At 40.6% G+C, this 13,784-nt stretch carries 10 protein-coding genes and 1 pseudogene; 7 read left to right on the top strand and 4 right to left on the bottom strand.

Annotated features, from left to right (window positions below; genetic code table 11):
• Nucleotides 1-24 precede the first annotated feature (24 nt).
• The 3 genes and pseudogenes from ABX891_RS05090 to ABX891_RS05080 all read left to right on the top strand — a co-directional run bounded on the left by ABX891_RS05090 (nucleotide 25) and on the right by ABX891_RS05080 (nucleotide 2,844).
• A complete protein-coding gene (locus ABX891_RS05090) occupies nucleotides 25-1,164 on the top strand; it encodes an alkene reductase (RefSeq protein ID WP_165743301.1) in 1,140 nt (379 codons plus the stop codon).
• 245 nt (nucleotides 1,165-1,409) lie between these two features.
• Nucleotides 1,410-2,173: pseudogene (locus ABX891_RS05085) on the top strand (DUF6515 family protein).
• Between the two features lie 170 nt (nucleotides 2,174-2,343).
• Complete coding sequence (locus tag ABX891_RS05080) at nucleotides 2,344-2,844, top strand: RDD family protein (RefSeq protein ID WP_165743304.1); 501 nt, start codon at nucleotides 2,344-2,346, stop codon at nucleotides 2,842-2,844.
• Nucleotides 2,845-2,924: 80 nt separating this feature from the next.
• Here ABX891_RS05080 and lptG read toward each other — a convergent pair whose 3' ends face one another.
• Together lptG and lptF are read right to left on the bottom strand one after the other, a co-directional pair.
• Nucleotides 2,925-3,992 (bottom strand): LPS export ABC transporter permease LptG, encoded by a 1,068-nt coding sequence (gene lptG, locus ABX891_RS05075; RefSeq protein WP_024603537.1) that lies wholly within the window; start codon nucleotides 3,990-3,992, stop codon nucleotides 2,925-2,927.
• Nucleotides 3,989-5,101, bottom strand: a complete 1,113-nt coding sequence (lptF, locus tag ABX891_RS05070; protein WP_138489600.1) for an LPS export ABC transporter permease LptF — start codon at nucleotides 5,099-5,101, stop codon at nucleotides 3,989-3,991. The genes lptG and lptF overlap by 4 nt, the downstream gene beginning before the upstream one ends.
• Before the next feature lie 309 nt (nucleotides 5,102-5,410).
• On the opposite strand from lptF, the gene pepA reads away from it, so the two are divergent.
• From pepA to ABX891_RS05055, 3 genes are all read left to right on the top strand, one after another.
• Nucleotides 5,411-6,922 carry a leucyl aminopeptidase gene (pepA, locus tag ABX891_RS05065; RefSeq protein WP_039490278.1) on the top strand — a complete coding sequence of 504 codons (1,512 nt, stop codon included), beginning with the start codon at nucleotides 5,411-5,413 and terminating at the stop codon, nucleotides 6,920-6,922.
• A gap of 149 nt (nucleotides 6,923-7,071) precedes the next feature.
• Nucleotides 7,072-7,518 (top strand): DNA polymerase III subunit chi, encoded by a 447-nt coding sequence (locus ABX891_RS05060; RefSeq protein ID WP_002962020.1) that lies wholly within the window; start codon nucleotides 7,072-7,074, stop codon nucleotides 7,516-7,518.
• Nucleotides 7,519-7,571: 53 nt separating this feature from the next.
• Nucleotides 7,572-10,427 (top strand): valine--tRNA ligase, encoded by a 2,856-nt coding sequence (locus tag ABX891_RS05055; RefSeq protein ID WP_309167529.1) that lies wholly within the window; start codon nucleotides 7,572-7,574, stop codon nucleotides 10,425-10,427.
• A gap of 117 nt (nucleotides 10,428-10,544) precedes the next feature.
• Here ABX891_RS05055 and ABX891_RS05050 read toward each other — a convergent pair whose 3' ends face one another.
• On the bottom strand, nucleotides 10,545-11,798 hold the full coding sequence (locus ABX891_RS05050) for an outer membrane protein transport protein (RefSeq protein WP_309167531.1): 1,254 nt from the start codon (nucleotides 11,796-11,798) through the stop codon (nucleotides 10,545-10,547).
• A gap of 283 nt (nucleotides 11,799-12,081) precedes the next feature.
• Here ABX891_RS05050 and ABX891_RS05045 point away from each other — a divergent pair, with 283 nt between their 5' ends.
• Nucleotides 12,082-12,405 (top strand): hypothetical protein, encoded by a 324-nt coding sequence (locus ABX891_RS05045; protein WP_165725768.1) that lies wholly within the window; start codon nucleotides 12,082-12,084, stop codon nucleotides 12,403-12,405.
• On the opposite strand, the gene ABX891_RS05040 is transcribed toward ABX891_RS05045, so the two are convergent.
• Nucleotides 12,365-13,579: a cyclic di-GMP phosphodiesterase gene (locus tag ABX891_RS05040; RefSeq protein ID WP_165743318.1), complete on the bottom strand. Its 1,215-nt coding sequence runs from the start codon at nucleotides 13,577-13,579 to the stop codon at nucleotides 12,365-12,367. The genes ABX891_RS05045 and ABX891_RS05040 overlap by 41 nt on opposite strands.
• Between the last annotated feature and the right edge of the window lie 205 nt (nucleotides 13,580-13,784).

Raw genomic sequence — 13,784 nt, 5'->3', positions numbered from 1 at the left:
GTTTGCTTTATAAGAGAATTTAAAATGAAATCAGAATTAGTTAATACCGCTCCTTTATTCTCATCAATTGAGCTTGGCCCTTTTACACTTAAAAACCGTATTGTGATGCCTCCTCTTACTCGCTCTCGCAGCACTCAGCCTGGCAATATTCCTAATAAATTAATGGCTGAGTATTACTCGCAGCGTGCATCGGCTGGTTTTATGGTTACCGAAGGCACACAAATAGAGCCTCGTGGGCAAGGTTACGCTTGGACCCCAGGTATTCACTCGCAAGCACAAATTGAAGGCTGGAAAAAAGTAACACAAGCAGTACACGCTAAAGGCGGTGTTATTTTTGCTCAGCTTTGGCATGTAGGGCGCGTATCGCACACCACGCTACAACCAAATTCAGGTAAACCGGTTGGCCCTTCAGATATTATTGCTGAAAACGTAAAAGTATTTATTGAAACCGCACCTGGTGAAGGCGTATTGGCTGACCCAAGTGAGCCCCGAGCATTAAGTACTACTGAGGTTGGCGAGCTAGTAAACATGTATGCGCAAGCTGCACGCAATGCTCTAGAAGCTGGCTTTGATGGTGTGGAGCTTCATTGTGCTAACGGGTATTTAGTTAATCAGTTTATTTCTGAGCATACTAATAACCGTGACGATCAATACGGTGGAACGCTTAGTAATCGCCTGCGATTTTTAAAAGAAATAGTTGAAGCGGTAAGTGACGTTGTAGGCGCAAACCGTTTAGGTGTTCGCTTTGCTCCTTTATTTGAAAGCACAGATGAAACACGAGTGTATTTAGGGCTTGTTGAATCAAACCCTCATCACACTTATATCCAAGCCGTTAAATTACTTGAGCAAGCGGGTATTGCTTACTTATCGATTGCTGAAGCTGATTGGGATAACGCTCCCGATTTACCACTAGAATTTTATAAAGCAGTACGAGCTGAATTTTCAGGTCGCATTATTTATGCAGGTAAATACACAGTAGAAAAAGCTGTACGTATTTTAGGTGAAGGTTACGGTGATTTATTTGCATTTGGTCGCCCATTTATAGCTAACCCTGATTTACCAGAGCGTATAGCAAATAATTGGACGTTTAACGAGGCCGATGCAGCCACTATGTATGGCGGCACCGAAGTAGGTTATAGCGATTATCCTTTTTATCAAAAGTAATTAACCTGCAAAGCCAAGGAAGGCTTAATTACTAATTTCATATCCATTTTTTGTGACACGACTAATCATTTTGATATATTAAAACGTTCCTAAAATCGTCAAAAACTAGAGATTATGTCAAGAACCGTCAGTAAAATGTAAAAAGCTGTAAGCATAACTCCGTTTGCTGTTGTATGTCAGTTAACATTCAGTTTGAGCCGCTAGTATTGAACCCAGTTATGTAAAAACATAAACGAGGCAATACTATGAAACTTACTTTTTTACTACCTGCCCTGCTCGCCATTGGCACAGTATCAGGCTCTGCGCTTGGAGCACAAAACGAGCGAGAGAATGATAAAAGCTTTAAACGTGACCACGAAAAACGTGTTGAATATAAACGCGATGAACGCCGCCATGAAAAAAGCAGCGTATTGAACATAAAAAAGAAAAACGAGAAGACCGTAAGCAAGAAAAACGTAAACTTGCTAAGTACAAACAGGAAAAGCGTGAACTACACCGCTACAACCAGCGAAAATATAACGACTTAACAAGCCATCACAATTCAGTCGCTTACAGACAAAATCGATTTATAAACCATTTACCACGCAATAGCGCATCAATCAGATTTAATGGTATTTCGTTTACGTTTAACGACGGCCTTTATTACCGTAAAGCTAAAAGAGGCTACCATGTTGTTAAACCACCTAGAGGCCTGCGTATAAATACGCTACCAAGAAATTACAGGCATTTTAAACACCATAATACGACTTACTACACTTATCAAAATGTGTACTACATTGCGGATAATGATGGTTATACGGTTGTTGATGAGCCATCAACTCGCCTTAATCAGGCAGTAAAAGTGGGTAATGTGAATGACTATAGCTTGGGCCAAACTTACGACTCACTGCCTCAGGCTGCACAGGCCGTAATCATTAACTCGCAGCAGTATTTTAAATACGGCGATATTTATTTTTTACCGCAAATAAGTGGTGACGACATAAAATACCTTGCCATTAAGCTAGGTTAAACTCGCTATAAATTAAAAGGCCTTACTGTAAATAGTAGGGTCTTTTTCATTCCCCTCCGTAGGTAGTAATTTACAGCAATAAAATCAATTCTCTCTAAACATTAACATGTCTTAGTATTTGTAAGCTTTTTTGTTAAACTAGCTCGCATATTAATAGTGAGAGTGTATTTATGTCGGGTGAGTTTCCACGTGCTGGTTTTTGGCGCCGTTTTGCGTCGTTGGTCTACGATACGTTAGCCATTATTGCGTTTGCGATGTTAACTGTAGTGCTGTATTTATTTGCAGTACAAGGGCTTATTTCTCTCGATGTAATTAGTTTAAATGGCGCAGAGGATGTATCTGCCTTTATTCAAAATTCAAATCTTCTTTCGGGTATTCGTACCGCTCTTTTAATTATTGTTAGCTTAGTATTTTTTGGCTACTTTTGGACTAAAAGCGGGCAAACCATTGGCATGCGTGCATGGCGTTTAAAAGTACAAACTCTTGAAGGTAATTTAATTAGCTGGCCGCAATCAATTATCCGCAGCGTTAGCGCTTTACTCGGTTTAGGTAATTTGGTGGTGTTAGTCGATTTTAAAAACAAAAAGGCACTACAAGATTACATCTCTAAAACAGAAGTTATTACACTTACTAAAGAAGAGAACAGGCGTATTTATAGTGAGCTTGATTAATACCAGCTTTCCAAAACTGGTAATTAAAAAGCAAAAAGGGTGACCAGTGGTCACCCTTTTTAATGCTTTGAATAGGTACTCTATACCCGTTTATTCATCAAATATGTCGCAAAGCCTATAAATATAATACTGGGTAATACCGCCCCTATAATGGCAGGTATTTGGTAAACCATAACTACAGGGCCAAATATTTCATTAGTTAAGTGAAACACGATCCCCGTTACAACACCCATAATAATACGTGCGCCCATAGTAACGGTACGCAGTGGGCCAAATATAAACGAGAGCGCCACCAGCAGCATTACCGCTACAGATACAGGCTGCATAAGCTTACGCCACAGAGCAAGCTCGTAGGTACTGGTGTCTTGTTCGTTTTGCTCTAAATAAGTTAAATACGACCAAAGCCCAGTAAATGAAAGTGACTCTGGTTTTACCGAAACAACCCCTAACTTTTCAGCAGTCAATTGTGAAGGGTAAAACTCTTCTGGTAGTTGCTCTGTTGTGGTTTTTTCGCTCGTAATAATAACCTTATTTACATCACGAAGTAGCCAGCCTTCTTTTCGGCTCAGTGCATCTTTTGCTTTAGTGATTTGGGTAAGCTCTAACGATTTGTCAAAGTGGTACATGTGTACCCCATTGAGCCTGCCGTTTTCGTCAACATCTTCAATATTAATAAAATTGCTGCCGTCTTTAGCCCATACACCTTTTTGTGTGTTAAATACATCGCCGCCATGTATTGCTTGGTTACGCATTTCTTTGGCGTGTAATTGCGCTTCAGGTGCACCCCATTCGCCAAGTGCCATCATGCATACAGCCATAAATATGGCCGTTTTCATCACAGAGCCAATTATTTGTAAGCGCGACATACCAGCCGCTTGCATCACTACCAGCTCACTGTTTGAGGCAAGTGCCCCCAACCCCGTTAAGCCACCAATTAGCGCAGCCATAGGGAAAAACACAACAAGATCACCAGGTATTGTATACAAAGTGTAAAGCATTGCGGTCATTAAATCGTAACTACCACGCCCTACCGACTTTAGCTGGTCGATAAACTTAATTAAGGTGCTAATACCAACAAGTACCAACAATGCAAAGCCGGTAGTTTGTAAAATACTGCGCCCTAAATACCAATCAAGTGTTTTCATCATGAGCCTAACTCCCGCTTAGTTACAACGGCTTTAAGCCAAGCGCCCAACGGTCGCCCTTTTATAATTAATAATCCACCTATAAACAAGGCACTTAGATGAATCCACCACAAGCCAATTGAAGGCGGAATTTTGCCATCTTCAACTGCAAATTTAGCGGCATTTAGTAAAATAAAATAGCCTAAGTACAAGCTTATAGCAGGCACTAGTTTTGCAAATTTACCTTGGCGAGGATTAACCACACTTAGCGGTACTGCCAGTAAAGTAAGTAGCGGAATTGATAACGGAATAGCGAGTCGCCACTGCCATTGAGCAATAGATTCTGGTGTATTAATGGCGAGTAATTGATTAGTAGGCACAGCCTCTAATTTACGGCGTTGGTGCTCTATTTCTTGTTCTCGTATTTGTACGCTGTAACCATCAAATTCTGTTAAGTTAAGTGCAGGCGTTGCGCCATCTGTTTCGTAACGTTTACCGTCTGTTAGTACGAGCTGTTGCTCACCATTTACGGCTTCAACCACAACACCTTGCTCTGCATATACTAAGCGCGCTAAGTTGCCTTTTTCGCTATCGGGTAACTGTGCAACAAATACCTTATTGAGCTCTTTGCCACCCTTTTCAATATTATGAATAAACACCACTGCTTTTTCGTTACCGGTTTCTTGGAACCGCCCAGCTCTGAGTGCAGATAACCCCGCATCGGCTTTGGCTTGCTCTTTTAATTGATACTCTTGCTCGCTTGCCCACGGAGCTATATACATAGTCAGTGCTGCGGCTAATATAGCAAGCCCTACACTTGATATAAGGGTTACGCGCACAACATACCATTCACTTACGCCACAGGCTTTAAGTACGGTCATTTCGCTATCGGCGTAAATACGGCTGTAGGCTAAAATAATGCCTAAAAATATACTCAGCGGAAGTATTAGCGAGGCTAGTTGTGGAAGTTTTAGTGCAATCATCGATAGCACTAATTTAGCAGGAATGCTGCCCTCAGAGGCATCACCTAAAATACCAACTAACTTTTGTGACAAAAATATTGTCATCAAAGTTAAAAATACGGCGACCTGCGATTTTAAAACCTCAGCGGTCAAATAACGGAAAATTAGCAATGCTCGCCCCTGTTAAACATGGAATTTCACTACGATAGTGAGAATTGAATAGTTAAATAGCTATTTTACCCAATTAATACCGGCAAATAGGCTATTATTATAAGCCATCAAAATTAATTATCCTACCTAAGTGCACGATATAATGTTGCATTAGTAGCCCTTAAGCATATAAAGTTCAATTACACAGTAAGAGTCTAGCAAAATCAGCTAAAATAAGAATTATCCTTACATAAGTTACGTAGATAAGACTAGAAAATACTTTTTTAGCCCCAACTTAGTAACTTAAACGACTCAAAACCAGGAGTAACAATGGAATTTAACGTAAAAAGTGGTAGCCCAGAAAAACAGCGCAGCGCATGTATTGTGGTTGGCGTTTACGAGCCACGTAGGTTATCCCCCATTGGTGAACAACTCGATAAAATTAGTGATGGTTATATCTCTAATTTACTTCGCCGTGGCGATTTAGAAGGTAAGCCAGGCCAAGTTTTATTATTGCATCATGTACCTAATGTATTAAGCGAGCGCATATTGCTTGTTGGTTGTGGTAAAGAGCGTGAGCTTGATGATAAGCAATATAAACAAATCATTTCTAAAACTATAAATACCTTAAACGAAACGGGCTCTATGGAAGCAGTCTGCTTTTTAACAGAGCAACACGTTAAAGGTCGCGACACCTACTGGAAAGTACGTCAGGCAGTTGAGACAACGCAAGACTGCCTATATACGTTTAACCAACTGAAAAGTAAAAAAGTAGACCCTCGTCGTCCACTTCGTAAAATGGTGTTTAACGTACCAACACGACGCGAACTAACTATTGGCGAAAGCGCTATTGAGCATGGTTTAGCCATTGCAGCAGGTAGTAAGCTATGTAAAGACGTAGCTAATATGCCACCAAATATTTGTAACCCTGTGTACTTAGGTGAACAAGCACAAGAGCTGGCAACTGATTTTGACAACATCACTGTTGATCTTATTGGCGAAAAGCAAATGGCAGAACTTGGTATGAATTCTTACCTAGCTGTTGGTCGAGGTAGTGATAACGAATCGATTATGTCGATTATTAACTACAAAGGCGCCGCTGACGACCAAGCCCCTATTGTACTTGTTGGTAAAGGTCTAACGTTTGATTCAGGCGGTATTTCATTAAAACCAGGCGAAGGCATGGACGAAATGAAATACGACATGGGCGGAGCAGCAGGCGTTATTGGCGCAATGCGTGCACTTGCACAAATGCAATTGCCGATTAACGTTATTGGTGTTTTAGCGGGTTGTGAAAACATGCCTGGCTCAAACGCGTATCGCCCGGGTGATATTTTAACAACAATGTCGGGGCAAACAGTTGAAGTGTTAAACACCGACGCTGAAGGTCGTTTAGTGTTGTGCGACGCACTAACGTACGTTGAACGTTTTAACCCGGATACTGTTATTGACGTAGCAACACTTACTGGCGCGTGTATTGTAGCCCTTGGCGCGCATGCGACTGGTTTACTATCAAACCATAACCCACTTGCACACGATTTATTAAAAGCGTCTGAGCAAAGTGGCGACCGTGCATGGCAGTTACCGTTATGGGATGACTATCAAGATCAGCTAGAAAGCCCATTTGCTGACTTTACAAACTTAGGTGGACGCTCTGCGGGTACTATTACTGCGGCATGTTTCTTATCTAAATTTACTAAAAAGTATAATTGGGCACATTTAGATGTTGCCGGTACAGCGTGGCGCAGTGGCGCTAAAAAAGGCGCAACGGGCCGTCCTGTTCCTATGCTTACTCAGTATTTATTAAACCGAGCGGGTGTAAGCGAAGCTACGCACGATTAATAATCTATTTAGCTATTTATAAGGCGCCATTTGGCGCCTTATTTATTTGTGTATTAATTGAAGCAAACCCCGTTATATGGCAAAATCTGCCTCTTAATTTGTGTATATCAATTTGGTATACATTCAATGTCATGGGAAACCCCGATACAATGAACATGAACGCTAAATTTTTCGTTCTAAAGCAACAAGATGAGTCTAAAGCGAAGGCTGACGATCATTTTGCATTGGCAGCTCAAATTGCAGCCGATCAGTATCGAAATGGGCAGCGTGTGTTTATTTGTGTTAACGATAACGAAGCAGCCTGTGCCATTGATGAAATAATTTGGGCATTCGATCCAGATAGTTTTGTGCCACATAATTTACAAGGTGAAGGCCCTAAAGGCGGCGCACCTGTAGAAATTGGTATTACGCCACCTGTTGGCAATCGTAAAGTTTTAATTAACTTGGCTACTCAGTTACCGGATTACATTCGTCGGTTTAACCAAGTTTTTGATTTTGTACCCGTAGAACCAGCTGCTAAGCAAGCAGCCCGCGAGCGTTTTAAAAAGCTACGCCAACTCGGTGCCAATCTCACCACGCAAGATATTAATAGCTAGCCAATTAGGCAAACTAACCAACTAATTTAAGTACTTATTTAAGGTTCTGTGTAATGGATAAAACCTACAATCCGCAAGATATTGAACAGTCTCTATATCAAGACTGGGAACAAAAAGGCTACTTTAAGCCATCTGGCCAAGGCGTACCATATTCAATTATGATCCCGCCGCCAAATGTCACTGGTAGCTTACACATGGGCCACGCCTTCCAAGATACAATAATGGATACCCTAACGCGTTTTAAACGTATGCAAGGTAACAACACATTATGGCAAGTAGGTACTGACCACGCAGGTATTGCAACGCAAATGTTGGTTGAGCGTAAACTGCATGCTGAGGAAGGCAAAACACGCCACGATTTAGGCCGCGAAGATTTTATTAATAAAATTTGGGAATGGAAAAAAGAATCTGGCGGCACTATCACTAAGCAACTTCGTCGCCTTGGCGCATCGGTTGATTGGGATCGTGAACGCTTTACCATGGACGATGGCCTATCTGAAGCCGTTAAAGAAGTGTTTGTACGCCTTCATAAAGAAAACCTAATTTACCGAGGCAAACGCCTAGTAAACTGGGATCCAAAATTACACACGGCTATTTCTGATCTTGAAGTTGAAAACAAAGACAAGCAAGGCCACATGTGGAACTTACGTTACCCACTGGCTGATGGCGTTACAACACAAGACGGAAAAGACTACATAGTAGTAGCAACAACACGTCCTGAAACCATGTTGGGTGACTCAGGTGTTGCAGTAAATCCTGATGACGAACGCTACACAGATTTAATCGGTAAAGAGATTTTATTACCCATCGTTAATCGTCGTATTAAAATTGTTGCTGACGAACACGCCGATAAAGATAAAGGCACGGGCTGTGTAAAAATAACCCCAGCGCACGACTTTAACGATAACGAAGTGGGCAAGCGTCATCAAATGCCTATGATCAACATTTTCGATAAAGACGCCGCTATTCTTACCCAAGGTGAAACATACACCTTTGACGGTAAAGAGCTTGAGTTTGATGCACCAATACCTGAGCGCTTGCACGGCCTTGATCGTTTTGCAGCACGTAAAGCAATTGTGGCAGAATTTGAAGAACTAGGTTTACTTGAAAAAATTGAAGACCATGGTTTAACGGTTCCTTACGGCGATCGCTCTGGTGTGGTAATTGAGCCACTGCTTACCGACCAATGGTATGTACGTGTTGCACCACTTGCTGAACCTGCAAAAGACGCTGTTAAAAACGGCGACATTCAATTTGTACCTAAGCAATACGAAAACATGTACTTCTCGTGGATGAACGACGTACAAGATTGGTGTATTTCACGCCAGCTTTGGTGGGGTCACCGCATTCCAGCTTGGTACGACAGTGAAGGCAATGTATTTGTTGGTCGCGACGAAGCCGAAGTTCGCCGTGAAAACAACATTGCAGATAACGTAACGCTAAGCCAAGACGAAGACGTACTTGATACATGGTTCTCATCAGCGCTTTGGACTTTCTCTACACAAGGTTGGCCAGAAAATACCGATGATTTAAAAACCTTCCACCCGTCTGACGTGCTGGTAACTGGTTTTGATATTATTTTCTTCTGGGTTGCGCGCATGATTATGATGACGCTGCACTTTGTAAAAGACGAAAATGGCAAACCACAAGTTCCGTTTAAAACCGTGTATGTAACTGGTTTAATACGTGACGATAATGGCGATAAAATGTCTAAGTCAAAAGGTAACGTACTTGACCCACTAGACATGATTGACGGCATTGAACTTGAAGACCTAGTACAAAAACGTACTGGTAACATGATGCAGCCAAAACTTGCCGCTAAAATCGAAAAAGATACGCGTAAAGTATTTGCAGGCGGTATTGAGGCACACGGCACCGACGCCCTTCGCTTTACACTTGCTGCAATGGCATCTACCGGTCGTGATATTAACTGGGACATGAACCGCCTTGAAGGTTACCGTAACTTCTGTAATAAATTATGGAACGCGAGCCGTTACGTATTAATGAATACAGAAGAGCAAGACTGTGGTTTTGCAAACGACGCACAAAAAGAGCTTTCATTAGCTGACCGCTGGATTTTAGGTCAATTTGAGTCAACAGTTAAAACATACACTGAGCACCTTGATAACTACCGCTTTGACTTAGCTGCTAACACGCTTTACGAATTCACTTGGAACCAGTTCTGTGATTGGTACTTAGAGCTAACTAAGCCGGTATTATTTAAAGGTAATGAAGCGCAGCAATGTGGTACACGTAATACACTTATTACCGTACTTGAAAGCTTACTGCGTTTAATGCACCCAATGATGCCGTACATCACTGAAACTATTTGGCAACGTGTTGCACCTCTTGCAGGCCTTGAAACAACAAACACCAGCATTATGGTTCAGCCGTTCCCTGTATATAATGAAGCAAGCGTTGATGCTAAAGCGATGGACGACTTAGAGTGGGTTAAACAATTCATTTTAGCTATTCGTAATATTCGTGGTGAAATGGATATTAGCCCAAGTAAACCGCTTAGCGTATTACTTGCTAATGCATCAAGCGACGACGTGCGCCGCATTGAAGAAAACAAATCATTTTTAGCATCACTTGCAAAAATTGAAGAGTTTACAATGCTTGAAAACAAAGACGGGGCACCTGCATGTGCGACTTCTTATGTTGGCAACCTTGAGATCATGATCCCAATGGCGGGCTTAATTGATGTAGAAGCCGAGCTTTCGCGTATTAATAAGCAACTCGAAAAAGCAGAAAAAGGCCTAGCACAAGTGCAAAACAAACTCGCTAACGAAAAGTTTGTTAATAACGCACCTGAAGCGGTACTTGCTAAAGAAAATGCAAAACTGGCTGAGTTTAGCGATGCTAAAACTAAGCTACTTGAGCAAAAAACTAAAATAGAAAGCTTATAAGCTTTCATAAAATGCCTATTAACACTATTTAATAGGCATTAAAAAAGCCGCTCACTTTAATTAAAGTGAGCGGCTTTTTTGTGCCCAGAGCCTAAGCTCTAAGCATTTATACAAATATTAGAATTTGTAGTTGTACTGAGCACCAATAAGTACTGCATTACCTTCTGACTCAAACTCAAATCCATCTTCTTTAAAGTTTTGAGTTTTACCGCGAATAATACTTACACCTAAATCAACATTTGATTGCTGGTCAATTGCGTAATTACCGCCAAATGAGAACCAAAAACGATCTGTATCTGGAATAGAGATAGATAAGTGATCTTGTGATACAGGTGATTCGTCGTAAGCAACACCTGCGCGTAACAATAAGTTTTCACTGTATTGATAATCAGAACCTATTGCGTAGCGCATAGAATCAGAAAAACTCTCATCTTTACTAAATCCAATAAATTTATCACCCGTCGGCGCAGTTACTTGCGCTTCTAATGATTCAAAACTGCTCCATCCTGTCCATAATACACTGTAATGTAGGCCTAGCTTATCATCTAACTGATGAGAACCAGAAAACTCTGCTATTGCAGGAAGCGTAATATCAACAGCTCCAGGATATTTCACCCCATTAGTACCACCTAAATTTGTTGGTAGAGCACTAGAGAAATCGCCATCAAATGTAATATCTGTTTCAGTACGGTAATTAAAACCAAAACGACTATTATCATCTAGCTGGTACATCAATCCCACATTTAAGCCGAAACCAGTATCATCACCTTTTAAATTTCTTGCTTCTGTTTGAGCTGGAAGAGGTAATGGAGTCTCACCTAAATGTCGAACAATTTCAGCTTCTGCATAAATCACATTCAAGCCAATACCATAGCTAAACTTTTCAGTAACTTTATAAGCAACGCTTGCATTTAAGTTAACAGTAAATATTTCTGTTTTACCCGCAATTTGACCTGCTGAGTAATCATCATCAAAGTCTGTTGATAAACCAAAGTTAGAAAATGCACCAAAACCAAGTGAGATTTTATCGCTGTAAGGCATAGTAAAGTAAGCTGCTGGTACCACTGCACTTGGTGCAATGCTATCGTCATCTAATGATGACTCATCAATACCTGCTGGGGCACTTTCACCTTCTAAGCTTACATCTGGAATTACGCCAATTGCTACAACGCTTAGTTGCTTCTCTTTAAATAAAGTCATTAGTGCAGGGTTACGTGCAACTACAGACGCGTCGTCTGCGATAGAAGCTTCACCAGCGTATGCACGGCCTAAACCCGATGCATTTTGCTCTGATAATTGAAACGCAGCTGCAAAGCTATCAGCTGAAACAAATGCAAGCGAAGCTGCAATAAGAGTTTTAGAAAATTTCATTGTTGAGTCCTTAACCAAACTGACTGTCTGGGTACTATGTGTGTTGTTATTAGGATTTAAAACGTGATTACACTACCTTAATTTTTTGTAAAAAACTCTATTAATACGTCAAAAGACAGTAAAAAACATGTTTTTTAACGACATTTTAACAACTATTTAAAACTCATCGGATGAGAAGTGTGGTATTAGAGCAAACACTCTAAATGTAATTAATTATCATTTAGATTGACTTGAAATTAGTAGCAACTTACACTCATTATAAAATCGCAATGGAAGTAAAACTGTGATCATTTTATTTATTATTACAGGGCTAATATTTTGTGGGGCGAGTGTGTTTTGCTTTTACAAAGCAAACTACTGTGCATGTACTCAAGCAGGACAATGCGATAACCCCGTAAACCATTATTGGCTAGGGGCAATGTTAAATGCGTTGATTTCTTTAGCGCTGTGTTGTTTTGCATTGCACGTAGAGCTAGGCACTTTGTTATGGTTAACACTGATGGGAAATTGCTTTTTGGGTGCGTTTATTTCTGCAAAACAAACTAAAAAAAGGCAATGCAGTAAGGCTAATTCAACAAATGCTCTTTTAGCAGGCGAGACAAATTAATCTGATAATCTAAGGGCTTAACACTTGATAGTATTTTAAGCTCTTGGGTGTGCTCACTTAAATCGATGTCTTTCGGTGTAACATGATGATTGTGCTTAGCATTATAAAATAGCTTAATTTTAGGTTTAATAGGATTTAATACGTTCCCTTCAAGCACTAAGGCTAAACGTTCATTCGTTAATTTTACAATAGTTCCTACCGGATGAACCCCTAAACACTTTATAAAACGCTGTACTAACTCACCATCAAACAATTGCTTATTGGCTAATAAGTACCGCAATGCGTTGATTGGTTCATCACCATCTTGATGCATTCTATCGGCAGTCATTGCATCGTACACATCTACAATTGCCATTATACGCGCTGGACGACTTAACTTCTCTGCCTGTAGGCCTCGCGGATAACCAGAGCCATCTAAGCGCTCATGATGATTCACTATCATATCAAGCATAAGGGGTGTTATACCCTTCTCGCCTTTAACTAAACCCAAACCTTGCGCTACATGCTTTTTAATCGCTAAGAGCTCATTATTAGTAACCTTAGTTGGCTTTGAAAATATACCCTGCGGTAATTTAGCTTGGCCTAAATCATGAAGTAACGCGCCCATGGCAAGCTCTTGCACAACAGCCATTTTGTACCCTAAGTATTTAGCAAATACAGCGGTAAAAATGGCGCAGTTGATCATATGCCGCCAGTTATAGCTGTGTTTATCTTTTATACGAGTAAGAATAGTCATGGCGTTGGCGTTACGAAAAACTGAGCTGACTATTTCGCTGGCTATTTCATCAAGCACTTTTATATTAACACTCAGGCCAGATGTTAAGTCACCGTATAACGACTGTAGCTTTCGGCCATGCTGATCGTAATTGACACTCGCTTTAGCAAATTCTTGTTCAATTGAGATTGCTATAGGTGTTTTTTCGGCTTTTTGCTGGCTATTAGATGTTTTAGGTTTGCTTTGAGGCTTATATTTGGCAGGAACTGGGGCATCACCTTTAGCAAAATCTATAAGCAGCTCAAGCACCCCTTCAGAGACTAAACGCTTAATAATAGATTTGTCGCGCACTAAGCCACTGGTCTTAATTTTTATGCTATTGATCCCTTCATGTTGCTTAGTAACGCTATCAACGTACATACCAGGAGTAAGCTCAGATACGGGCAAAGTAATTAGCATAAAGGCGGGATTTTTCTATTAAGGAATATGTACCTTAAATATCATTAATTAAGCCTAAAAGTCTAGTTTTTGAGTTGTAAGTAGTGATATATAACTACAAAGGATTACTTGCTGTATCACTCTTATTAGCTGTAGTGGGTAACCTTATTTTATGGATAATTAAAACCCTCTTCTATTTTCTTAATAACCTACAACCATTTAGCAC

The sequence above is a fragment of the Pseudoalteromonas sp. NCIMB 1079 genome (assembly GCF_040567695.1).
GTDB lineage: Bacteria > Pseudomonadota > Gammaproteobacteria > Enterobacterales > Alteromonadaceae > Pseudoalteromonas > Pseudoalteromonas distincta.
This window is presented reverse-complemented; position numbering and strand designations above follow the sequence as displayed.

Bases quoted from the DNA above. Each gene is read 5' to 3' on its own strand.
- ABX891_RS05090 (WP_165743301.1), top strand. From the start codon at position 25: ATGAAATCAGAATTAGTTAATACCGCTCCTTTATTCTCATCAATTGAG.
- ABX891_RS05080 (WP_165743304.1), top strand. From the start codon at position 2,344: ATGTCGGGTGAGTTTCCACGTGCTGGTTTTTGGCGCCGTTTTGCGTCG.
- lptG (WP_024603537.1), bottom strand. From the start codon at position 3,992: ATGATGAAAACACTTGATTGGTATTTAGGGCGCAGTATTTTACAAACT.
- pepA (WP_039490278.1), top strand. From the start codon at position 5,411: ATGGAATTTAACGTAAAAAGTGGTAGCCCAGAAAAACAGCGCAGCGCA.
- ABX891_RS05060 (WP_002962020.1), top strand. From the start codon at position 7,072: ATGAACATGAACGCTAAATTTTTCGTTCTAAAGCAACAAGATGAGTCT.
- ABX891_RS05055 (WP_309167529.1), top strand. From the start codon at position 7,572: ATGGATAAAACCTACAATCCGCAAGATATTGAACAGTCTCTATATCAA.
- ABX891_RS05050 (WP_309167531.1), bottom strand. From the start codon at position 11,798: ATGAAATTTTCTAAAACTCTTATTGCAGCTTCGCTTGCATTTGTTTCA.
- ABX891_RS05040 (WP_165743318.1), bottom strand. From the start codon at position 13,579: ATGCTAATTACTTTGCCCGTATCTGAGCTTACTCCTGGTATGTACGTT.